This is a genomic window from Janibacter cremeus, from assembly GCF_013409205.1.
Classification (GTDB): domain Bacteria; phylum Actinomycetota; class Actinomycetes; order Actinomycetales; family Dermatophilaceae; genus Janibacter; species Janibacter cremeus.
The window spans coordinates 380524-402202 of sequence record NZ_JACCAE010000001.1 but is presented as its reverse complement, the minus strand read 5'-3'; the positions used below and the strand labels follow the sequence as shown (position 1 = coordinate 402202).

General features: G+C 70.2%; 20 protein-coding genes. 8 read left to right on the top strand and 12 right to left on the bottom strand.

Annotation, left to right across the window (positions count from 1 at the left end; genetic code table 11):
* The first annotated feature begins 8 nt into the window (after positions 1-8).
* Positions 9-1379: an MFS transporter gene (locus BJY20_RS01825; protein ID WP_185989963.1), complete on the top strand. Its 1371-nt coding sequence runs from the start codon at positions 9-11 to the stop codon at positions 1377-1379.
* A gap of 18 nt (positions 1380-1397) precedes the next feature.
* Here BJY20_RS01825 and fahA read toward each other — a convergent pair whose 3' ends face one another.
* The 7 genes from fahA to BJY20_RS16245 form a co-directional block, all read right to left on the bottom strand.
* Positions 1398-2624, bottom strand: coding sequence for a fumarylacetoacetase (gene fahA, locus BJY20_RS01820; protein WP_185989962.1), 1227 nt, complete (start codon positions 2622-2624; stop codon positions 1398-1400).
* A 50-nt stretch (positions 2625-2674) separates the two neighbouring features.
* The gene (locus BJY20_RS01815) at positions 2675-3511 is read right to left on the bottom strand and encodes a hypothetical protein (protein WP_185989961.1); all 837 of its coding nucleotides are present in this window, start codon (positions 3509-3511) and stop codon (positions 2675-2677) included.
* Positions 3508-4728 (bottom strand): homogentisate 1,2-dioxygenase, encoded by a 1221-nt coding sequence (locus tag BJY20_RS01810; RefSeq protein ID WP_185989960.1) that lies wholly within the window; start codon positions 4726-4728, stop codon positions 3508-3510. Before BJY20_RS01810 ends, BJY20_RS01815 begins: the two co-directional genes overlap by 4 nt.
* 41 nt (positions 4729-4769) lie before the next feature.
* Entirely contained in the window at positions 4770-6335 is a 1566-nt protein-coding gene (locus BJY20_RS01805; protein WP_185989959.1) for a GntP family permease, read from the bottom strand.
* Positions 6336-6390: 55 nt separating this feature from the next.
* On the bottom strand, positions 6391-8724 hold the full coding sequence (locus tag BJY20_RS01800; protein WP_185989958.1) for a cytochrome P450/oxidoreductase: 2334 nt from the start codon (positions 8722-8724) through the stop codon (positions 6391-6393).
* Between the two features lie 172 nt (positions 8725-8896).
* Positions 8897-9577, bottom strand: coding sequence for an IclR family transcriptional regulator (locus BJY20_RS01795; RefSeq protein WP_185989957.1), 681 nt, complete (start codon positions 9575-9577; stop codon positions 8897-8899).
* Between the two features lie 105 nt (positions 9578-9682).
* Positions 9683-9808 (bottom strand): hypothetical protein, encoded by a 126-nt coding sequence (locus BJY20_RS16245; RefSeq protein ID WP_281366008.1) that lies wholly within the window; start codon positions 9806-9808, stop codon positions 9683-9685.
* Positions 9809-9977: 169 nt separating this feature from the next.
* Here BJY20_RS16245 and BJY20_RS01790 point away from each other — a divergent pair, with 169 nt between their 5' ends.
* Positions 9978-10250: a hypothetical protein gene (locus BJY20_RS01790; protein ID WP_185989956.1), complete on the top strand. Its 273-nt coding sequence runs from the start codon at positions 9978-9980 to the stop codon at positions 10248-10250.
* A 282-nt stretch (positions 10251-10532) separates the two neighbouring features.
* Entirely contained in the window at positions 10533-12089 is a 1557-nt protein-coding gene (locus BJY20_RS01785) for a M20/M25/M40 family metallo-hydrolase (protein WP_185989955.1), read from the top strand.
* A gap of 36 nt (positions 12090-12125) precedes the next feature.
* Here BJY20_RS01785 and BJY20_RS01780 read toward each other — a convergent pair whose 3' ends face one another.
* Positions 12126-12722, bottom strand: a complete 597-nt coding sequence (locus BJY20_RS01780; protein ID WP_185989954.1) for a TetR/AcrR family transcriptional regulator — start codon at positions 12720-12722, stop codon at positions 12126-12128.
* 135 nt (positions 12723-12857) lie between these two features.
* Between BJY20_RS01780 and BJY20_RS01775 the strand changes: the two genes are divergently transcribed.
* From BJY20_RS01775 to BJY20_RS01760, 4 genes are read left to right on the top strand one after another with little or no spacing between them, the layout of a single operon-like run.
* On the top strand, positions 12858-13943 hold the full coding sequence (locus BJY20_RS01775) for a phosphotransferase family protein (protein ID WP_185989953.1): 1086 nt from the start codon (positions 12858-12860) through the stop codon (positions 13941-13943).
* The gene (locus BJY20_RS01770) at positions 13936-14748 is read left to right on the top strand and encodes an SDR family NAD(P)-dependent oxidoreductase (RefSeq protein WP_185989952.1); all 813 of its coding nucleotides are present in this window, start codon (positions 13936-13938) and stop codon (positions 14746-14748) included. Before BJY20_RS01775 ends, BJY20_RS01770 begins: the two co-directional genes overlap by 8 nt.
* Positions 14749-14784: 36 nt before the next feature.
* On the top strand, positions 14785-15990 hold the full coding sequence (locus BJY20_RS01765) for an acyl-CoA dehydrogenase family protein (RefSeq protein WP_185989951.1): 1206 nt from the start codon (positions 14785-14787) through the stop codon (positions 15988-15990).
* Between the two features lie 29 nt (positions 15991-16019).
* The gene (locus tag BJY20_RS01760; protein ID WP_343062734.1) at positions 16020-16982 is read left to right on the top strand and encodes an ERCC4 domain-containing protein; all 963 of its coding nucleotides are present in this window, start codon (positions 16020-16022) and stop codon (positions 16980-16982) included.
* 14 nt (positions 16983-16996) lie between these two features.
* On the opposite strand, the gene BJY20_RS01755 is transcribed toward BJY20_RS01760, so the two are convergent.
* Both BJY20_RS01755 and BJY20_RS01750 read right to left on the bottom strand, forming a co-directional pair.
* The gene (locus BJY20_RS01755; RefSeq protein ID WP_185989949.1) at positions 16997-18388 is read right to left on the bottom strand and encodes an ATP-binding protein; all 1392 of its coding nucleotides are present in this window, start codon (positions 18386-18388) and stop codon (positions 16997-16999) included.
* A 10-nt stretch (positions 18389-18398) separates the two neighbouring features.
* A complete protein-coding gene (locus BJY20_RS01750) occupies positions 18399-20084 on the bottom strand; it encodes an FAD-dependent oxidoreductase (protein ID WP_185989948.1) in 1686 nt (561 codons plus the stop codon).
* 127 nt (positions 20085-20211) lie between these two features.
* Here BJY20_RS01750 and BJY20_RS01745 point away from each other — a divergent pair, with 127 nt between their 5' ends.
* Entirely contained in the window at positions 20212-20679 is a 468-nt protein-coding gene (locus tag BJY20_RS01745) for a hypothetical protein (RefSeq protein ID WP_185989947.1), read from the top strand.
* Positions 20680-20798: 119 nt separating this feature from the next.
* On the opposite strand, the gene BJY20_RS01740 is transcribed toward BJY20_RS01745, so the two are convergent.
* Both BJY20_RS01740 and BJY20_RS01735 read right to left on the bottom strand, forming a co-directional pair.
* The gene (locus BJY20_RS01740; protein WP_185989946.1) at positions 20799-21173 is read right to left on the bottom strand and encodes a HepT-like ribonuclease domain-containing protein; all 375 of its coding nucleotides are present in this window, start codon (positions 21171-21173) and stop codon (positions 20799-20801) included.
* Positions 21173-21646: a nucleotidyltransferase domain-containing protein gene (locus BJY20_RS01735; protein ID WP_185989945.1), complete on the bottom strand. Its 474-nt coding sequence runs from the start codon at positions 21644-21646 to the stop codon at positions 21173-21175. The genes BJY20_RS01740 and BJY20_RS01735 overlap by 1 nt, the downstream gene beginning before the upstream one ends.
* Positions 21647-21679 lie beyond the last annotated feature (33 nt).

Below are 21679 nucleotides of genomic sequence, written 5' to 3'. Positions count from 1 at the left end.
TGACCAGCGTGACGACGGACCGGAGCAGCCCCAGCCGACTGCTCTTCACCACCCTCGTCCTGCTGACGACCATCACCGCGGTCGCCGGCAGCCTCGGCGCCCCGCTCGTGCCCGGCATCGCGCATGACTTCGACGTCCCACTCACGGCGGCCCAGTGGTCGCTGACCCTGACGATGCTGGCCGGCGCCGTCGCGACCCCGATCATCGGGCGGATGTCCGCCGGCCGTGACCGCATGCGCGCCGTGGTCCTGGGCCTGGGTGGGGCGACGCTGGGGGGCCTGCTGTGCGCCCTCCCGCTCGGTTTCGGCGCCTTCCTCACCGGCCGCACCCTGCAGGGGCTGGGCTATGGCCTCACCCCGGTCGCCATCGCCATCGCGCGCGAGGCACTCCCGCAGCAGCGACGGGCGGGCGCCATCGCGATCCTGTCCGTCACCACCGTCGCCGGCGCGGGCCTGGGGTACCCGATCGCCGCCACCATGGCCGACCTGTGGGGGATCCGGGTCGCCTTCGGCGTTGGCACCGCCCTGTGCGCGGCCACCCTGGTGCTGGCGCTGCTCACCCTCCCGCCGAACCCGGACACAGCGGGCACCACGGTCGACTGGTGGGGGACCGCCCTCCTCGCGGGCGGGACGACGGCGATCCTCGTCGCGCTGGCCGAGGTGTCGACGCTCCCGATCGGGCGGGTCGCGCTCCTGGCTGCCGTCGGCGCCGCGGCGTGCGCCGCCTGGGTGTGGTGGAGCCGCCGCGTGGCCCACCCCCTGGTCGACGTCACCCTCGCCAGTCGGCCGGTCCCGCTGCTGACGCACGTGACCTCGATGCTGCTGGGCGTGGGCGTCTACATGCTCTTCCCGCTCGTCGTCATCGTCGTGCAGGACCCGGTGTGGGGGATGGGCCACGGCGCCAGCGCGGCCGGTCTGCTGCTCGTGCCCTATGCCCTCGCCAGTGTCGTCGGCAGCCGCCTGAGCCAACGGCTCGTGCCGTGGGTCCCCGGGACGATGCTGCTGCCGCTGGGCGCGGCGACGTACCTCTCCGCCTTCGTCCTGCTGGTCATCGCCCACGAGCGCGTCTGGCAGCTGCTGCTCGCGATGGCGATCGCCGGCATCGGCAGCGGCCTGAGCTTCGCCGGCATCCCGGGCCTGCTCGTCGGCTCGGTCCCGCGCTCGGAGACCGGCAGTGCCATCGCCTTCACGATGGTCGTGCGCTACCTCGGCTTCTCCGTCGGCTCCGCCCTGGCCGTCACCGTCCTGACCTTCGGCGGCGAAGGGGGTGAGGCCGGCTTCGTCCGCGCCCTCCTCGTCGCCTGCGGCGTGGGCACGCTGACGGTCGTGCTCACCACGTGGCTGGCACTGCGGGTGCGAGGGGGCATCGGCCGGTGGTGACACCGACGTGGAGGGGGCTCAGGTCGCGGGAGTGATCGTGCCCACGCACTCGCCGAAGTCGATGACCGACCCGTTGGCCCCGGGGGCGGTGCCGCGCAGGGTGACGGTCTGGCCGTCGGTGAGGAAGGTCTGCTCGTGGCCGTTGTCGAGCGTCAGTGGCTCCTTGCCACCCCAGGACAGCTCGATGAAGGACCCGCGCTGGTCGACCTCGGTCCCGGACACGGTGCCGGAGCCGAAGAAGTCGCCCGGGCGCAGGCTCGCTCCGTTGACGCTCATGTGCGCGACCATCTGGGGTGCGGTCCAGTACAGGGTCCGTGCCGGTGGGTTGGAGACGACCTGGCCGTCGATCTCGACCTCCATCGTGATGTCCAGGCCCCACGGGCCGTCGACGCTGTCGTCGAGGTAGGCCGTGAGTTCGTGGTCGCGGGTGGGCGGCTCGACGCGGGCGTCGGTCAGCGCGTCGAAGGGCACGACCCACATGGAGATGGACGAGGCGAAGGACTTGCCCAGGTACGGGCCGAGCGGCACGTACTCGTAGGCCTGGATGTCGCGGGCGGACCAGTCGTTGAAGAGCACGACGCCGAAGAGGTGCTCGGCACCGGCGCGCGCCACGGTCACCTCACCCTCGGGCGCGGACCCACCGACGACGAAGCCCAGCTCGGCCTCGATGTCCAACCGGCGCGAGGCGCCGAAGCTCGGGGTGCCCGAGGGGTCCGGGCGCAGGCCCTTCGGGCGGGGGATGTCGGTGCCGGAGGCGATGACCGTGCCGGCGCGGCCGTGGTACCCGACGGGCAGGTGCTTCCAGTTGGGCTTCAGCGGGTCCTCGTCGGGGCGGAACATCTGCCCGATGTTGGACGCGTGGTGCTCCGAGGCGTAGTAGTCGACGTAGTCGGCGACGGTGAAGGGCAGGTGCAGCTGCACGTCGGCCACCGGGGTGGCGGCGGACTCCACCGCGGTGTCGAGCCCGTCGGTGGTCACGACCTCCTGCAGCCAGGTGCGCAGCGGCTGCCAGGCCGTGTGGCCCGCGGCGAGCAGTGCGTCCAGGTCCGGCCCGGAGACCGCATCACGGGCCGCGTCGTCGAGCCGGGGGGTCCCGACCTGCGCGGCGAGCGCGGCGATCGCGATGACCTGGTCGCCCAGGCGCACACCCAGGCGGCGGTCACCCCCGGCGACGGAGAAGGAGGCATAGGGCAGGTTCTCTGCGCCGAATCCGGTCGTGCCGAATCGCGCTGCAGCGGTGGTCAATTGATGCTCCTGGTTCGTGGTCAGGTCAGGTCAGGTCAGTGGTGGTCGGGTCAGGCCGGGAAGAGGTCGAGTCGGCGCAGGCTGTCGGCGGGCTCGCCGACGCTGCAGGTGCCGAAGGAGCGGAAGGACTCGCGCCACGAGCCGTCCGAGTCGGCCGCAGCCGTCGCGAGGACGTCCGGGTCGGTCTCCGCGAGCCACGCGGCGACGCGCTCGGCGCTCTCGTGGGCGCGCGCCGCCTGGGTGGCCAACGCGATGTTGAGGAAGCCGTGGTGGTGGAAGCCGGTCTCGGAGTTCGTGTACCGGATCGCCTCGTGCAGCCCGGCGGTCAGCTTGAACGGCACGCCGGCCGCGACCGCCTTCACGAGCACGTCACCGAGCTCCTGCGGGGTTGGGAAGAGGTGCGCCTCGATCCCACCGGTGCGGTACTTCAGCGCCAGCCCGGTGTCGACGAGCAGGTCGAGGGCGCCGTCGGCCACCTGCGCCGCGGTCAGCTCGACGAAGATCGGGATACCTTGCACCGCAGCGGCTTCGGTGATCTGCTCGGCCATCACCTCGCGGTCGCCCGGGTCGGTCTTCAGCTCGATCGTCACGACCTGCAGCTGTGGTCGCACCTCGCCGACGGCCGCCAGCGCTTCCTCGAGGGCGCCGGCCGGGGTGACGACGGAGACCTCGACGGGAGCGCTCGTCAGGTCGAAGGCGTCGGCGATCTCCCGGGCCCGCTGCAGGTCGGCCAGGGCGAGCACGGCCGGCCCCACCGCCGCGACGTTGCGGAAAGACCGTCGCTCCACGTGGTCGGCCACCGCCTGCTCGACGGGAGCCAGCCCCGGCGGGAAGGTCGCCGCGTCGTCGAAGAAGCGCAGGAACTGCTCGGGGACGCTGCTGCTCATGCGTCGGTCCGTCCGCCCAGCCAACGGCCCCCGGACCACGAGGAGGCGTACTTGCCGTCGTCGGTCGCGCGGGCGGCCGGGCCGAGGTCGAGCGGGCGGAAGGTGTCGACCATGACCGCGGTCTCGTCGAAGTACTCCACGCCCAGCGCGGCCTCGACCGCGCCCGGTTGGGGGCCGTGGTTGTGCCCGCCGGGGTGGATCGAGATCGAGCCCTTGCCGATGCCCGAGCCCTTGCGTGCCTCGTAGTCGCCGTCGACGTAGAACATGATCTCGTCGGAGTCGACGTTGGAGTGGTAGTACGGCACCGGCACGGCCAGCTCGTGGTAGTCGACCTTGCGCGGCAGGAAGTTGCAGATGACGAAGTTGTTGCCCTCGAAGACCTGGTGGACGGGCGGCGGCTGGTGCACCTTGCCGGTGATCGGCATGTAGTCGCGGATGTTGAAGGTGTACGGGTAGAGGCACCCGTCCCACCCGACGACGTCGAAGGGGTGGTCGGGCACCGTGTGCACGGTGCCGGCGATGCCCCCTTCGCCCCGGCCGCGGTGCTTGATGTAGACGTCGACGTCGCTCTCCTGGCGCAGCAGCGGCTCGGTCGGGCCGTGCAGGTCCCGCTCGCAGTAGGGCGAGTGCTCCAGGAACTGGCCGTAGCGGGAGAGGTAGCGCTTCGGCGGGGCGATGTGGCTGTTGGCCTCGATGACGTACAGGCGCGCGGTCTCGCCCTCGCGCAGCACCCAGCGGTGGATCGTGGCGCGGGGGATGATCACGTAGTCACCCTCGGCGGCCTCGAGCGCACCGAACTGGGTCTCCACCAGCGCCGACCCCCGCTCGACGTAGACGCACTCGTCGCCGATCGCGTTCTTGTACAGCGGCGAGGTCGCCCCGACAACCGCGTAGGAGATGCGCACGTCGCCGTTGCCCAGCACGAGCCGGCGGCCGGTGACCGCATCGGTCGCTGCGGCCTCCTCGTCGGTGAAGAGATCGTGCAGCTTCAGGTGGCGGGGCAGCAGCGGCTGGTTCGCCACCAGCGACTGGTCCGGCAGCACCCACTCGCGCGCCCCGACGATCGCCGAGGGGATGTGCCGGTGGTAGAGCAGCGAGGAGTCGGAGGAGAAACCCTCCTCACCCATCAGCTCCTCGGAGAGGATCGAGCCGTCCTCGTCCTTGAAGAGGGTGTGCCGTTGCTGGGGCACCGGTCCGATCTGGCGGTAGTGGGCCATGAGTCAGTCCTCCTGGTGATGGGTGCGGGAACGGCGCGTCATCAGAACGAGCCTACGGCCATGCCGAGACCGATGACGGTGAGCAGGCCGGCGAGGGGGACGAGGACAGTGACGACGAAGATGTCCTTGTAGGACTCCCGGTGTGACAGTCCGGTCACGAGCAGCAGGGTGATGATCGCGCCGTTGTGCGGCAGCGAGTCGAATCCGATCGAGGCCATCGCCGTCACCCGGTGCATCAGGCCCATCGAGATGCCCTGGTCGGTCGCCATCTGGGCCAGGTCGGTTCCGAAGGTCTGCAGGGTGATCGTCAACCCACCGGAGGCGGACCCGGTCAGTCCGGAGATGCCCGAGGTGGAGGCGGCCGCGACGATGAGCGGGTTGTCGCTGATGCCGAAGATGTTGTCGCGGATCGCCACGAAGACGGCCAGGGACGCGATGACCGCGCCGTAGCCGACCTCGCTGGCGGTGTTGAAGACCGGCAGCACGGCGTTCTTGGCACCGTCGGACAGCCCGTCGACATACTCGGAGAAGGACCCGATGCGCATGAGGAAGACCAGGACGATCCCGGCGAGCATCGCGACGGTCACCGACCAGATGCCGGTGAGGGCGTCGATGGAGGTCGCACCGAACTTCTCGTCGGCGAGGTAGCCGAAGTCCATCGCCGGGAAGAGCAGGTAGGTGCACAGCGCGTTGACCGCGACGATCGCCAGGATCGGGCTCAGACCGATCAGGCCGGCGCTCGCGCTCGGGCGAGTGGCAGTGGTCTGCCCGGTCGTGACCGTCGTGGCGGACGTGGTCGTCATCTCACGGGTGGCCACGGCCGGGCCGCGCCCGCCCTGCGTGCCGCTGCTGACGGGGCCGCCCCCGGAGTCGGCGGCCGGCAGGGAGGTGCTTGCGCCCCCCGTGTCAGGTCCGCTGGTGATGTTGCCGCGCCGGGACTGCTTGAGCTCCGCATGGGTGGGGTCCCAGAAGGACTCGCCTGCGTGGGCGAGCTGGCGTTGCCGGTGCTCGAGCCACAGCATGCCCAGGCCGAAGACGAGGACGGCGGCGAGCAGGCCGAGGCCGGGTGCGGCGAAGGTGTTGGTGCCGAAGAACTTCGTCGGGATGGTGTTGTGGATCTGCGGGGACCCCGGCAGCGCTGCCGTGGCGAAGGTGAAGATGCCCAGGGCGATGGCAGCGGGCATCAGTCGCCTGGGGATGTCCGCCTCCTCGAAGAGCGCCATCCCGATCGGGAAGATCGTGAAGACGACCACCCAGGCGCTGACGCCGCCGTAGGTCAGCAGCGCAGTGGCCAGGACCGTGACGAGGATGGCGAACCGGGGGCCGAGGATCCCGGAGATCCACCGGGCCAGGTCCTGTGCGTAGCCGCTGATCGTCATCAGCCGACCGAAGATCGCGCCGACGAGGAAGAGCGGGAAGAAGGCGATCAGGAACGAACCCAACGCCGGCATGAAGATCTGTGTGTAGCTGGCCAGCAGTGGTGCGCCGGACATGATCACCGCGATGGAGGCGGCGACGGGGGCGACGGCGATCACCGAGTGACCGCGATAGGCGAGGGTGATCAGGAGGCCCAGCGAGAGCAGGATTCCCAGGAGTGCAAGCGTCATCGGCTGCCTTTGGTGTCTGGTTGGGGGCGGCGGGCAGGGGTGGTGGCGAAGGGGGTCAGAGCCCGAGGACGATCCGGTCGCCGACCGCGCGGGAGCAGCACGACATCATCCGGTCGCCCTCGCGACGCTCGGACCCGGTCAGGACGACGTCGCGGTGGTCGACCTCTCCGTCGAGGACGGGCACCTCGCAGGTGCCGCACAGGCCCTCCTGGCAGTTGGAGGGAATCTGCCGTCCGGCATCCCGCAGGGTCTGCAGGAGGGTGCGGTCGCGGGGGACGACCAGGTCGGTGTCCGAGTCCGCCAGGTGCACGGTGAACTCGTGCTCGACCTCCGGGTCGAGCTCGCCGAGGGTGGAGGAGAAGTGCTCGAAGACCACGCTCTCCTCGGGCCAGTCGGCGCTGGCGGCGCTGAGGTCGTCGATCATCCGCTGCGGGCCGCACGCGTAGACGTGCACTCGGCCGGCGCGGCCGTCCTGCGCGTTGTCGGCCATCAGTTGCAGCAGGTCCGCGCGGGGGCCCTCGCCGGAGCAGTGGACCGAGAGCCGGTCGTCGTGCTCGGCCAGCAGCTCGTGGGCGAAGGCCATACCGGCGCGCTCGCGACCGAGGTAGTGGATCTCGTAGGGCACGTCCTCGCGAGCCGCCTGCGCGGCCATCGCCCGGATCGGGGTGATGCCGATGCCGCCGGCGACGAAGACGTAGCGCTGGGCACGCTCGGGCAGGCGGAAGTGGTTGCGCGGTCCGCGGACGGTGAGGATCTCCCCTTCGCGCACGTGGTCGTGCACCCAGGACGAGCCGCCACGGGACTCCTCCTCACGCAGGACGGCGATCTCGTAGCGCTGCGGGCGCGGGATGTGCGGGACCGGGCAACCCGCGGGCTGGACCGGTGCCGGCGGGAGACCGCACAGCGAGTACTGGCGCACGATCCCGCTGTCGCCGCACTCGACGTCGATGTGCGAGCCGGGGGTGAAGGCCGGCAGGGCGGTGCCGTCAGCGCTGCTGAGGGTGATGTGCCGGACGCCGTCGGCGGCGTCGACGACGCTCTCCACCCGCATCGGACGGCTGTGGTGGGCCGTGGTGGGCTCACCGATGTTGACCTCGACCCGCGGCTGGAGGATCGAGGGTTGCGTGCGCTCGGGGTTGGCCGCGGGGTCCCACTCGACCCACAGGTGCTCCGGCCCGCGGAAGGAGGTGTTGGGCACGTAGGTGAAGTCCTGCTCGGCCAGGCGCATGTGCGGCAGGCGGCCGGTGAGCTCCTCGAGGAAGATCTGCATCTCCATGCGAGCGAGGTTCTTGCCCAGGCACTGGTGTGCGCCGTAGCCGAAGGTGAGGTGGTCGGCGGCGTCGTCGCGGCGCACGTCCACCAGCTCGGGGTCCTCGAAGCGGCGCGGGTCGTGGTTGCCGGAGGAGGAGACCATGAGGATGCGCGCGCCCTCGGGGACGGCGACGCCGCCGATCCGGGTCGGTGCGGTCGTGATGCGGCGCCACGCGGCCTGCGACCCGTTGTGCCGCAGGCACTCCTCGACGGCGTTGGGGATGAGGGAGGGCTCGGCGCAGATCTGGTCCCAGATGGCGCGGTTCTCCAGCAGCAGCTTCACGGCGTTGGCGATGCCGTTGGCCGTCGTCTCGTGGGCGGCGACGATGCCGGCCATCATCATCGAGTGCAGGTAGGAGTCGGTGACGACCTCCGGCAGCTCGCGCTGCGTGCGGATGCCGTACTGCATCCACCCGTGGTCCTCGGGCCGCTCGCGCATCCGCTCCAGGACCCCGCCCGCGTACTGCCAGAAGTTGCCGACGGCATGGGCGACGGCGACCTGCTCCTCCGGCTCCGGCCGGCCCCACGTGTTGACGGTGTGGGCGACGGAGTACTCACGCAGCTTCGGCTTGTCGTCATCGGGGACGCCGAGGAACTCCAGCGCCACGGTCAGCGGGATCTCCCAGAACATCTGGTTGACCAGGTCCGCGCGGCCGTCGTCGATGAAGGCGTCGACGTACTCGCGCACGAGGGCGCGGACCATCGGCTCGTGGTGGGCCAGGTGCTCGGGGGAGAAGGGCTCCATCAGCGCGCGGCGGCGCTCCATGTGGGCCGGCTCGTCCTCGTTCACCAGCGTGCGGTTCATGCCGTAGTCGTAGGAGGCCAGGACGTCGTTGGCCGCCTGGCTCGTCGGCGTGATCTTCTCCAGCGCGACCGACGGGGAGAAGGTGACGTTGTCGCGGAAGATCGCCTTGATGTCCTCGTAGCGCGTGACGACCCAGTAGTCGAGCTTCGGGCTGTAGAAGACCGGCTCCGACTCACGTGACCACTCGACGTAGGCCGGCGGGTCCTGTTGGTAGCCGTCGCCGAAGGGGTCGAACTCGGCGGCTCCACGAGAGACGGGGCAGGCGGTGGACATGAACACTCCCTTGTGCGGACAACGCACAGTTGTGTGCGGACTCCGCACAAAGTAGTGCAGCCCACATCGAGGGTCAAGAGTGGTTTTGACGTGAGCGGGGTGGCGCGATGGCGACGAGCCACGATGGTGGCGGTGCGGAGAGGTCTGCGGGAGCCCCGACGCCGGCGGTCCCTCAGTACAGGCGCGCCACGGATGCTCGTGCATCGTGGACGAGGGGCAGCAGTCGGTCGATGTCCAGGTCCCCGGGCAGGCCGAGCCGGATGACACCGATCGAGGCCTCGACGTCGGACCCGGAGGAGGCCTCGCCGGTTCCGATGGCGACGCCGACGGCGCCGGGCTGGACCTCACCGTCGGAGATCGCGTACCCCTGTGCGCGGGAGCGTCGCACGGCTTCGCTGTCGCTCTCGCGCTCGGGGCGTTGGGCGAGGATCGCCAGACCATCGGCGCCCTGCTCGAGGGGGTGACGGGCGCCGACCTGGTAGCTGATCCCGATCGAGCCGCGCGCGGCCGGCTCGGCGACGGCGATCGCGATCGACTCGGACCGGTCGGCGATGGCGACGAAGGCGGTGCAGCCGCTGCGGTCGGCGAGGTCCTGCACCACCGGCTGCGCGGAGGCCCGGTACTGGCTCATGAAGCGACCGGCGACGACGAGCGTCCCGCTGCCGAGTCGGTAGCGGCCGTCGTTGCCCTTGGCGACGAGGCGTCGGTGCTCCAGCGTCGTCAGGATGCGATAGGCGCCCGCGCGGTGCACACCGAGCTCGTCGGCCAGTGCGGCGGGGGAGATGCCGCCGGTGCGCTGCGAGATGATCTCGATCGCCTCGAGACCACGATCAAGCGTCTGCAGGGTGCTCATGGTCCGGAGAGTCTACGCAGCGCGGCGGCAGCCCCGATGATGACGCGGCGGGGCGGAGGCGCTCAAGTACCCCGCCGGTGGTGCCGGCGGGGCGGGAGTCGGACGTCAGCCGGAGTGACGGTCGACGTGGGTCGGGCCGGTCATCAGGGTCTTCTCCACCCACGCCATGGCGAAGGGGAGCAGGGCCCCGGCGACCATCCCGGCCGCCGCGAGGGCGACAGTAAGTGCCATACCGGCCACGGTGTCACTCGTGGCGCGCAGTACGCGGCATCCCAGCGTCGAGACGCGCGGGACGTCACCAAATGGTGACCTTGGCCGGCATCCGTGCCGGCCGCCCGGGGGTCTCTTGACGCCAGCGTGCTGTGGGTGTGGTCTGAGTTGATCAGGAGAGGAGAGGCCCATGCAGGACTTCGAGGTCGTCTCGCAGGGTGAGGGTGAATACGAGGTGAGCGTCGAGACCGGGGAGGGCGCCGTCGCGCTCACCCTGCTGCTCGGCGAGGCCGAGGACAGCAGCGACGGACTGCTCGGCCCGGACGAGAGCACGGCCCGGGCGACGATCCAGTACCTCCTGCAGCACCAGGACGCGCAGGACCTGCCGCAGTACATCGACATCGAGGAAGTGCTGGCGGCCTACCCGGACGCAGGTGAGGAGATCGGCTCCCTGCGGGAATGAGAGCCCAGTGGCCGCGGCTCACGACCACTGGCGATCCCACACCAGCCGCCGACCTGAGAGCTGCGCCCACGAGGAGAGCCCCACGGAGGCTGGCTGCGACCCCTTCGTCACGGCTTGGTCACCTACTCACCCGTACCGCTTCACGGACTGACCAGTGCAGCGGAAGGGTGCTGCCGCCGGCCTCAGCAAGCGACCGCTCATCGAGAGCGATCCACGGACCCCGTTGTGCGACAAGGGCGCTGCGAGCAGCGTACGGAGGACCCACAAGACAAAGGAGTCGACATGGATCACCAGCTCGAACGCACGCCCACCGGGGAAGGACTGCCGCGACGGGCTGTCCTCGGTGGCATCGGTGCGGCGGCCCTGGGCTTGACGGCAGCCGGGGGCGCGACCGCCTACGCGCGACCCTCGCAGTCTGCGACGAGCCTGACCGGGGCAGCCATCCCGGCAGCCGACAAGGACCCGGTCGACCTGCTCAAGCGGATGCTGTCCTACGACACGCAGAACTACGGCGAGGGCGGCAAGACCCGTGCGCACGGCGAGTGGCTCAAGACGATCTGGGAGAACGCCGGCGTGCCCGTCGAGATCATCGAGACGCCGCAGCCGGACAACGTGCACGTCATAGCCCGTATCCCCGGTAAGGGCTCGGCCGAGCCATTGCTCCTGCTGGGTCACTCGGACGTCGTCCCGGTGGAGGAGGACAACTGGGACGTCGACCCCTTCGCCGGGAAGGTCATCGACGGCGAGATCTACGGCCGCGGTGCCCTGGACATGAAGGGCGCCAACTCGGCGTCCATCAGCGCCATGCTCCGTCACCTCGACGAGGGCGCCGAGTTCGACCGGGACATCATCGTGCTCACCGACTGCGACGAGGAGGCCGGCTCCTATGGCTCGCGGTGGTTGGCCGAGCACCACTGGGACAAGATCGACGCCGGGTCGGTCCTGACCGAGGGCGGCTGGTTCCTCGCGCAGAGCGACTCCACGACGCCGATGCTCATCACGGCCACCCGCCAGGACAACGTCTACTTCAACATCGACATCACGGCGAAGGGGGTGGCCACCCACTCCTCGAAGCCGATCCCTGACGAGACGGCTGTCGTCACGCTCTCCCGCGCCGTGAGCGAGTTGGGGGAGTGGGAGGCGCCGGTCCACCTGACCGACGTCACCCGTGAGTACTTCGAGGCGGTGCAGGACACGACGGACGACCGGCGGTTCGCCGGTGCCATTCGGTTGCTGCTCCGCACGAGGAGCGACTGGGTGCGGGAGCGGGCCGCGCGACTGGTCGTCAAGCATTCCGACTACCCGTATCTGCATCGAGCGCTGCTGCGCACCACGCATGCCTTCGTCATCGAGGAGGCGGGCTACAAGGAGAACGTCATCCCGTCCTCGGCAGAGGTGCGCGTGAACTGCCGTGGCATCCCCGGTGGGGAGAAGCCGCGCGACTTCCTCGCGAAGGTGCGCGGGCTCCTCGCCGACCGCGACGTCGAGGTCAAACTCGTCGTGCCCGACGGCGTGAGCGAGGAGGAGCAGCTCGCGTCGCTCGACGAGACGTGGGCGACCCCGCCGGCCGACCTCGACACCGACCTTTGGCGGGCCATGGAGTCGGCGACGGAAAAGACGTACGAAGGGACCCCCTTCGCGCCGGCACTCTTTGAGGCGGGCACCAGCTTGGACCCGTGGCGGGCGAAGGGGGTGCCCGGCTACGGCGTGTACCCCTACGTGCTGAGCAACGAGCAGCTGATCGGGATGCACGGCAACAACGAGCGCATCTTCGTCGAGGCGCTCAAGCAGGGCACGGACTTCATGTACGAGGTCTTCGCCGGCTTCCTCGCGAAGTGATCAAGCGCTGTGCCGGACCGCCCCCGGCACGGCTCGTCACGCTGCGCCGACGATCCGACGGGCGAAGTCCAGGTGTCGCTCGATGACCTCGTCCTCGGTCAGGGGACCGTCGGGCCGGTACCACGTGGCGATCGAGACGCACAGCGACGAGACCGCGCGTGCTGCATCGGCGGGGTAGGCGCTGACGAAGCTGCCGTCCGCGACACCGTCGGAGATGGCCGCCTCGAGCAGGCGTTGCTGCTCGTCACGTTGCGCGATGTGCCGAGCCAGCACCTGGGGATCCATGCTGCGCATCTCGGTCGAGGCGAGGAAGGCATGGTCCCGACGCTCCATGTGGAAGCGCACCAGGGCCTCGACGAGGTTGTCGAACCGGCCGCGTGCGGTGCCGTCCGAGTCGTCCTCGGCAGCGTGGCTGTGGGCGAGCATCTCGGTCATCGTCGCCGTGACTATCGCGTCGAGGATCGCCTGCTTGGAGCGGTGGTGGTGGTAGAGCCCCGGGACGGACAGGCCGGCCGCCCCGGCGATCGAGCGGATCGACGTCCCGTGGTATCCCTCCCGGACGAAGACGCCCAACGCGGCCCGCAGGGCGGGGGTGAGCATGTCCGGCCCGAAGCTGCGCCAATCCGTGGTCATGCAGTGCTCGTGAGTCATGCATGGCTCCTGTCGTCCCGCCGTCCGGCCCGGTGTCGTCACGCTTGACATCCGGTCGTGCGCTGACCAGAGTACACACCGACCGATCGATCGCTCGGTAACGCGCGAAGGGAACCCATGGCACCGGACGACACGCCAACACCCCAGGACCAGCTGGAGGACCTGCTGCGCCCGGCGGTCGTCGGGCCACGGATCGCCGCCGCCACCGGCCGCGACGCGTGGCGTGACTTCACCGCCGAGCTGATCGCCGGCGGGAAGTCGAACCTCACGTTCGTGCTGACCAAGGCCGATGGCGACCGGCTGATCCTGCGGCGTCCGCCGACCGGGGATCTGCTGCCCAGCGCCCATGACATGGGCCGCGAGGCGCGGATCCAGGTCGGGCTGGCCGGGTCCGGCGTCCCGGTCGCGCACGTCGTCGTCAACGAGACCACGGGCGATGACCTGGGCGTGCCGTACTACGTCATGGAGGAGGTCCGCGGGCACGTCATCCGGGACGAACTGCCCCCGGGGTACGCGCAGGACGAGCACAGTAAGAAGGCGATGGCGGATGCCCTCGTCGACGTCCTCGTCGCGCTGCACGCGGTCGACCCGGACGAGGCCGGTCTGGGTGACCTCTCTCGTCGCGACGGGTACCTCGAGCGGCAGCTGCGCCGGTGGCTCGGCCAGTCGGAGAAGGCCACCGTGTCGGTACAGGCCCCCCGCCTGCCGGGCCTGGTAGCGCGGCTGCGTGAGTCGATGCCGACCTCGCCGCGCTCGCGGATCGTCCACGGTGACTATCGGATGGACAACTGCGTCTACGACACCGGCGACCCGGGGCGCATCCGCGCGGTGCTCGACTGGGAGCTGTCCACCCTCGGCGACCCGATCGCCGATCTCGCGCTGACCGCGATGTACTGGGGTGATCCGGACGGCCCGGTCATCCCGCTCATCCCGAGCCTGAGCACGAAACCGGGGTGGCCCCCTTCGTCCCGCCTCGTCGAGCGCTACTGCGCGGCGACCGGGACCGACCCGGCCGCCCTGCCGTGGTACCGGGCGTTCTCGTGCTTCAAGTTCTCGGCCATCGCGCAGGGCGTGGCCACGCGCGCCGAGGCCGGCGACATGGCCGGCCAGGAGTTCGGCGACGACATCGGGGAGAGCATCCGCCACCTCGTCGACCACGGCCACACGATCCTCGACACCCACTCCGGAGCCACTGATGTCTGATCACCGCACCCCGATCGACCCCCGGACCGGCGAAGGGAGCGAAGCCCCGGTCCTCGACCGCTTCCGCCTCGACGGCCGAGTCGCGATCATCACCGGAGCCTCCTCGGGGCTGGGTGCGGGCTTCGCCAAGGCGTTGGCCTCGGCGGGCGCGACGGTCGTCCTCGCGGCTCGGCGACGGGAACGCTTGGAGGCGGTCGCCGAGGAGATCCGTGGCCACGGGGGCATCGTGTCGACGCTCTCCTGCGACGTGGTCGACCCGCAGCAGTGCGCCGACCTGGTGCGGGCCGCGATGGACGAGCACGGGCGGGTCGACGTGCTGGTCAACAATGCGGGCCTGGGTACCGCGGTGCCGGCGCTGAAGGAGTCGCCGGAGGACTTCCGCAAGGTCGTCGACATCAACCTCAACGGCGCGTACTGGATGGCCAAGGAGTGCGCCGCCGTGATGCAGCCGGGCTCGAGCATCGTCAACATCGCCAGCATCCTCGGCCTGACCGCCGGCGTCGCACCGCAGGCAGCCTACTCCTCGACCAAGGCGGCCGTCCTGGGCCTGACGCGGGATCTGGCCGCGCAGTGGGGGAGTCGGCGCGGCATCCGCGTCAACGCCGTGGCGCCGGGCTACTTCGCCTCGGAGATGACCGACGAGATCCCCGAGCAGCTGCTCGCCACGATCACCTCCCGCACGCTCTTCGACCGGCTCGGCCGGCAGGGCGAGCTCGACTCCGCGGTGCTCTTCCTCGCCTCGGATGCGTCCTCCTTCATCACCGGCACGACGCTCGCCGTCGACGGTGGGACGACCCTGCACTGACCGACCACCGACCACCCACTTCCCAGGAGCACACAGATGGACTTCACCCCCAGCCCCCGCACCCTCGAGCTGCAGGAGTCGATGTGGGAGCTGATGCGCGAGCACGTCCTCCCGGCCGAGGCGACATGGGCGCAGTACCTGCGCGAGCACGGCCCGCACGAGCACCCGCCCGTGATGGCCGAGCTGAAGGAGCAGGCGCGCCGGCGCGACCTGTGGAACCTCTTCCTCCCGGAGTGGTCGGGCGTGAGCAACCTGGAGTACGCGCCGATCGCTGAGATCTCCGGCTGGTCGCCGGTCATCGGGCCGGAGGCGATCAACTGCCAGGCCCCGGACACCGGCAACATGGAGACGCTGCACCACTTCGGCACGCCGGAGCAGAAGCAGCGCTGGCTCGAGCCGCTGAAGGAGGGCACGATCCGCTCGGCCTACGCGATGACCGAGCCGGACGCCGCGTCCTCGGACGCCACGAACATCCAGACCGTCATCCGCCGCGAGGGCGATGAGTACGTCATCAACGGCCGCAAATGGTGGATCACCGGCGTCGCCGACACCCGGTGCGAGATCTTCATCGTCATGGGCAAGACCGATCCCGACGCGGCGACCCACCGCCAGCAGTCGATGGTCCTGGTGGCGCGGGACACCCCGGGCCTGACCATCGAGCGGCACCTGCCGCTCTTCGGCTACCAGGACCAGCACGGCCACTCCGAGATCGTCTTCCACGACGTGCGGGTGCCGGTGGACAACCTCCTCGGCCAGGAGGGTGACGGGTTCATGATCGCGCAGGCGCGCCTGGGCCCGGGACGCATCCACCACGCGATGCGCGCCATCGGGATGGCCGAGCGGGCACTGGCGCTCATGGTCGACCGGGCGAAGAGCCGAGTGGCCTTCGGCTCGCGGCTGGCCGACCAGGGCGTCGTGCAGGAGCACATCGCCAACTCCCGGATCGAGATCGACCAGGCGCGGCTGCAGGTACTGCACTGCGCGTGGATGATCGACACGGTCGGCGCCAAGGACGCGCGCTTCGAGATCTCCGCGATCAAGGTGATCGCTCCCCAGGTGGCCTGCGCGGTCATCGACCGCGCGATCGAGATCTTCGGTGCTGGTGGCGTCTCCGATGACTTCCCGCTGGCGTACTTCTACGCATGGGCGCGGGCGCTGCGGATCGTCGACGGCCCCGACGCCGTGCACCGGCGGACCATCGCGCGTGGGGAGCTGAAGCGGACGCCGCCCTTCGTGGGGTGATCCCGGGACGCCTCCGGCACACTGGGGGCGTGGTGGACGACTTCCTCATCGCCCGCAACCCCGAGCCGGACAGCAGGTTGCCGTACCTGGTGCGCATCCCACTCGGGGAGGGGGTCGTGCTCAAGACCAAGGACGTGTGGCCGCGCACGTCCAAGCTCTACTGCCACCGCACGGACGAGTGGCCGCAGGACGCGGACATCATCGAGCGCGTCCCGGCCCGCTCGTGCACGTCTCGCGGTGCGGCGATCGACCTCGTCCTGGACCGTCGGCGGGAGAGCCGCTCGCAGTTCGTCATCACCCGCATCCGAGGTGGTCGCCAGGCGATCTTCTGGCAGACGGCGCGCACGAGCAAGCAGGCCCGGCCCAATGTCGACCTGCCGACGGCGCGGGCGCAGGGCGTGGCGGACCTGCAGATCCTCGTCGACAGCCACGAGCGGTACCCGTGGCGCTTCACCCACCAGCAGGCCGTGACGCAGCGAAGGGGGTTGCCCTGCGGCGACTATGCCGTCACCGACGGTGATCAGATCGTCGCTGCCGTGGAGCGCAAGTCCTTGTCCGACCTCACGTCCAGCCTGACCAGCGGCAAGCTCACCTACCTCCTGGCCGAGCTGAATGACCTGCCGCGCGCGGCGGTCGTTGTGGAGGACCGGTACTCACAGGTCTTCGCGCTCGAGCACGTGCGCCCGGCCGTCGTCGCAGAGGCGATCGCGGAGAGCCAGGCGCGATTCCCGTCCGTGCCGATCATCTTCACCGAGAACCGTCAGCTGGCCCAGGAATGGACCTACCGCTTCCTCGCGGCCGCGCGGGAGGAGCTGCGGATGGGCGGGGCCACCGACCAGGAGATCTCGACGATGGCGGCGGGAAACCCGGCACCTGCGGCCGCTGTCACGTCACGGGAGATCCGGGCGTGGGCGCGGGAGAACGGCTGGACGGTCTCCGACCGGGGGCGGATTCCTGTCGAGGTGCGCCGGGCCTTCGAGAGGAGCGCCTGAGGAGTTCCGGTGTCTCACGCGTCCGTCGGCGCGGCCGGCAGACACACCCGGAAGACCGTGTCACCCGGCCGCGACTCGATGTCGATGGTGCCGCCGTGCCGCTCGACGACGATCCGCTGGGCGATGTCCAGCCCGAGGCCGGTGCCCTGGCCGACCGGCTTGGTCGTGAAGAACGCCTCGAAGGCCCGCTCGGCGACCTCCGGCGGCATCCCGGGTCCGGTGTCGCCGATCTCGACGACGACGGCGTTGTCGGGGCCCGGGCGGGTGGTGACACGCAGCGTCCCGCTCCCGCCCATGGCGTCCAGGGCATTGCCGATGAGGTTGGTCCACACCTGGTTGAGCTCACCGGCGTAGCCCTCGATGGTCGGCACGTCGGCGTAGTCCTTGACCACCTCGACCGTGGAGTCGCGCAGCTGGTGGCCCAGCACCAGCAGCGTGCTCTCGAGGCCCTCGGCGACGTCCAGCGGCTGCAGTGCCGCGCGGTCCAGCTGGGAGTAGGAGCGCACCGCGGCGACCAGCTCGGAGATCCGCCGGGTCGACTCGGTGATCTCCGACCGCAGCACGGCGGCCTGCAGGCTCGCCACGATCCAGTCCAGACCCGCCTGCAGCGATCGCGCGTCGACCACCCCGGCGAGCCGCTCGCACCACTGCTGATCGGCGTTGGCCGAGGCCAGCACGGGGGCGGCCACCCAGCTGCGGTCGATGCCGTGGGTCTCGAGCCATCCGGCGAGCGCGTCCTCGATGTCGACGAGGTCGACGTACGCCGGTGTCGGGCGGGAGGCCAGGTCGCGGCGCAGGTCGTCCAGCGTGGTGAACTGTTCCGCGGTGATCCCCTGCGCGGCCAGTTGGCTCAGGGCGGTGAAGAGGGTGTCGTCGGCCGTCCCCAGCGCGGCCGTGGCCCGCGTGGCCGCAGCCGAGGGGTTGTTGATCTCGTGCGCCAGACCGGCCGCGAGCTTGCCCAGGGCCGCGAGGGAGTCGCGCTGGCGGGCGGTCGACTCCACGTACAGGGCCATGCCGTAGACCCCCTTGATCAGGTGGCTGCCGAAGGGGAACCACTGCGCGGTCAGGTCGCGCAGCGCGACCGACGGCACCTTGAGCATCCGGCCGGCGACGAGCCCGCGGGCGCCGGCGAGGTAGCGCCCGGTCTGCACCCAGGCCCGGAACCCGCCGGCCCACCGGCCGGGTGCATCCATGAGCCCGACCACCATGTCCTCGCGCTCGCTGCGCCGGACCAGCTCGACCACCCCGTCGATGAGCACCCACCAGTGGTCGGCGTGGCCCCCTTCGTCCCAGATGTGGTCACCGGGGGCGAAGGGGACCTCCTCGCCCGCGTCGATCAGCGCCTGGAGTTGGTCGTCGGTCAGTCCGGCGAAGAGCTCGATCGGTTGCAGGTCGGCGACGTCCACGAAGTGCTCCTCAGGTGGTGGCGAGGTAGCGGTGGACGAAGTGCACCGCCATGGCGCCCTCGCCGACGGCGGAGGCCACCCGTTTCATCGAGTCCAGCCGCACGTCGCCGGCGGCGAAGACGCCCGGCAGGCTCGTCTCGAGGGCGAAGGGTCCGCGCGGCAGTGCCCACGCCCCGTTGGTGGCCCGGAGCATCTCCGGGCCGGTGAGCACGAAGCCCTTCTCGTCACGGGCGATGGCCCCGCCCAGCCAGTCGGTGCGGGGGACGGCGCCGATGAAGACGAAGAGCCAGCTCGTGGCGACCTCCTGGGTGGCGCCGGAGTCGCGGTCGCGCAGCGTGAGGGACTGCAGGTGGCCATCACCACTGCCGGCGATCGCCTCGGTGCGGTGGCGGACGGTGATGTTGTCCGCGGCGAGGATGCGGTCGACGAGGTAGCTCGACATCCCGTCCGCGACGTCGCTCCCGCGCACGAGGAGGGTGACGTGCGAGGCGTGCCGGGAGAGGTTCAGCACGGCCTGGCCGGCCGAGTTGGCCGCGCCGACGACGTAGATCGCCTCGCCGGCGACCTGGCTCGCCTCGCTGGCAGTGGCTCCGTAGAAGACGCCGCGCCCGGTGAACTCGTCCAGGGTGCTCGCGCCGAGCCGGCGGTAGGAGACCCCGGTGGTGACGATGACCGAGCGGGCCTCGACCTCACCCTGGCGCGTACCGTCCGGTCCGTCCGTCGCCGGACCGTCGAGGAGCACGGCGCGCACCGGCCCGCGCTGCTCGAGCCCGATGACGTCCCGGGCGACGACCATCTCGGCCCCGAAGCGGATGACCTGGGCGACCGCCCGCTGGGTCAGGTCCGACCCGCTGAGGCCGCGGGGGAAGCCGAGGTAGTTCTCGATCGCGGCGCTCTGACCGGCCTGCCCGCCGGGTGCCTCGCGCTCGACGATCACGGTCCGCAGCCCCTCGGAGGCGGCGTACACGGCCGAGGCGAGACCGGCCGGTCCGCCGCCGACGATGCACACGTCGTAGAGGGTCTGCTCGGCCCGGGTGCGCAGCCCGAGGGCGCCGGCGAGCTCCACGCTCGAGGGGGAGCACAGGGACGTGCCGTCGGGCACGAGCACCAGTGGCAGCTGGTCGGTCGTGACGCCGGCCGTCTGCAGCAGGCGTGGGCCCTCCGAGCCCGCCTCGATGTCGATCCACCGGTAGGGCACGTGGTTGCGGGTGAGGAAGGTCTTGGTGGCGTGGCTGCGCTCGGACCACCGGTGCCCCACGACACGCAGGTCGGAGGAAGGGGTGGGGTTGGCTCGGTGCCAGTCGCCCAGCAGGTCGTCGACGACGGGGTAGAGACGCTCGTCCGGCGGGTCCCAAGGCTTGAGCAGGTAGTAGTCGAGTCCGACCTTGTTGATCGCGCGGATGGCCGCGTCGGTGTCGGCATAGGCGGTGAGCAGCAACTGCTTGGCGCTCGGCGCTTGCGGATGTGCTCGCTCGAGCAGCTCGATGCCGGTCATCGCCGGCATCCGCTGGTCGGCGACGATGAGCGCGACCGCCTGGTCGCGCAGGGTCAGCCTGTCGAGGAGCTGGAGTGCCTCCGCGCCGGAGGTCGCGCCCATCACCCGGTAGTCGCTGCCGTACTGCTCGCGCAGGTCACGGGTGATCGCGGCGGATACCATCGGGTCGTCGTCGACCGTCAAGATGACTGGTTTGCCCATGCCGTACCCGCCTTCTCCCCAGACGTGGTGAGCACCCTGAGTCTAGGGGCGGGCGCGCTCCGGCGGTAGGCCTCCGGAGATGCGGACGGGCCGGCGGGACGGGTGCACGAAGGAGGGTGATAGGTATGTGGCCGTGCCTTCCGACCACGCCCGCGGCCTCCGCTCGTTCGTATGGATCACCGGGATCGCGTGCCCGGTCATCCTCGTGTTCATCGTGGGCATCATCTGGGCGGGGCTGGGCAGTACAGGTGCTCGGCAGCACTTCCTCGGTCAGAGCACGCACACCCGGGCCACCGTGGTCGAGGACGTGGAAGACGGGCGTTGCAGACGGAGTGGCGGGCATTACTACCCCGAGCACCACTACACGCTGGAGTGGAGTGAAGGGGGCGAGCAGCGCACCGAGGTGATCAAGCGGTGCGGGACTCCCTACGAGATCGGTGAGGACATCGAGATCTGGTCGACCGACGGGATGCCGTACACCGAGTCCGCGGTCGCGCGCCGACTGCTCATCGGTGGCCTTGTCATCGCCTTCTCGGGGCTCTTCGCGCTGATGCTGTGGGTGCACGTCTTCGTGCGCCGCATGGCACGGAGTTGACGCGGAGGACCGTACTGCTCACGGGCATCCCGGGTGATGGCGGCGGGGACCACCGAGTCGTCGTCGACTGTCAGGATGACTGGTTTACTTGTGCCGTCCCCGCCCTCTCCCCAACTCGTTCAGTTGCTGGACTGTTCTTCAGGACGCTCCAGAGACGTGACTGCTTCTGCAATGAGCGGTTGCAGATGGTGTGCCCACTCGGGCAGATCCCGGGCGAGGGTCTGCCACGTGAGCTGACGGTTGATCTCGTCGTACTGGTGGATGATGAAGTTGCGGTTGGCGACGGCGAGCGCCCAGTCCACCCCGGCCGGGGCCAATACGTCGTGTTGTGCCAGCCGCTTCGCGGCCTCACCGATCTTCATCATGAGTGAGTCGCCAGCCTCCTGGAGGAGGTCATCCGCGAGATAGACGTCCTGGCCCCGCTCGACGATCTCGTCGACTCGACGGAACCACGCATCGATGTGGAGCAACTCCTTGGCTGCGCGGACCTCCATCACAACGCGACGGCTTGCCGGCGGATGTCGTCGTCGAGCCCCGGCTGCAGCCCGCCGACGTCGACCAGGTCGATCTCGCGCCCGAGGACGCGCTCGAGCAACTGCTTGAATCGGATGAAGTCAAAGGATGAGGCGCCCTCCGGGGAGCGGACGAGCAGATCGATGTCCGAGCCCGGATGGGCCTCGTGGCGGGCGACAGACCCGAAGACCGCGAGATCTCGGTAGCCGCACTGCTCCGCAAGTGTGGTCAGTACCGGCCGGGCAGCGTTGAGCAAGACTTCCGGGTGGACATCGTCCAGGCGAGGTGCAGCCTGCATCTGCTGGTTGATCGCCGGTTGGCTGACACCGAGCGCCTCGGCGACCTCGCGCTGACTCATGCCAGAACTCGCCATGGCTCGCAGGACGAGGCCACGCCGCATCTTGGCCAACTCTTCGGCCCGACGTGCATCTCGGTACTCAGCGACCAGATCCATAAGGCAACCTTATCGGATCGATCCTCGTCGCGA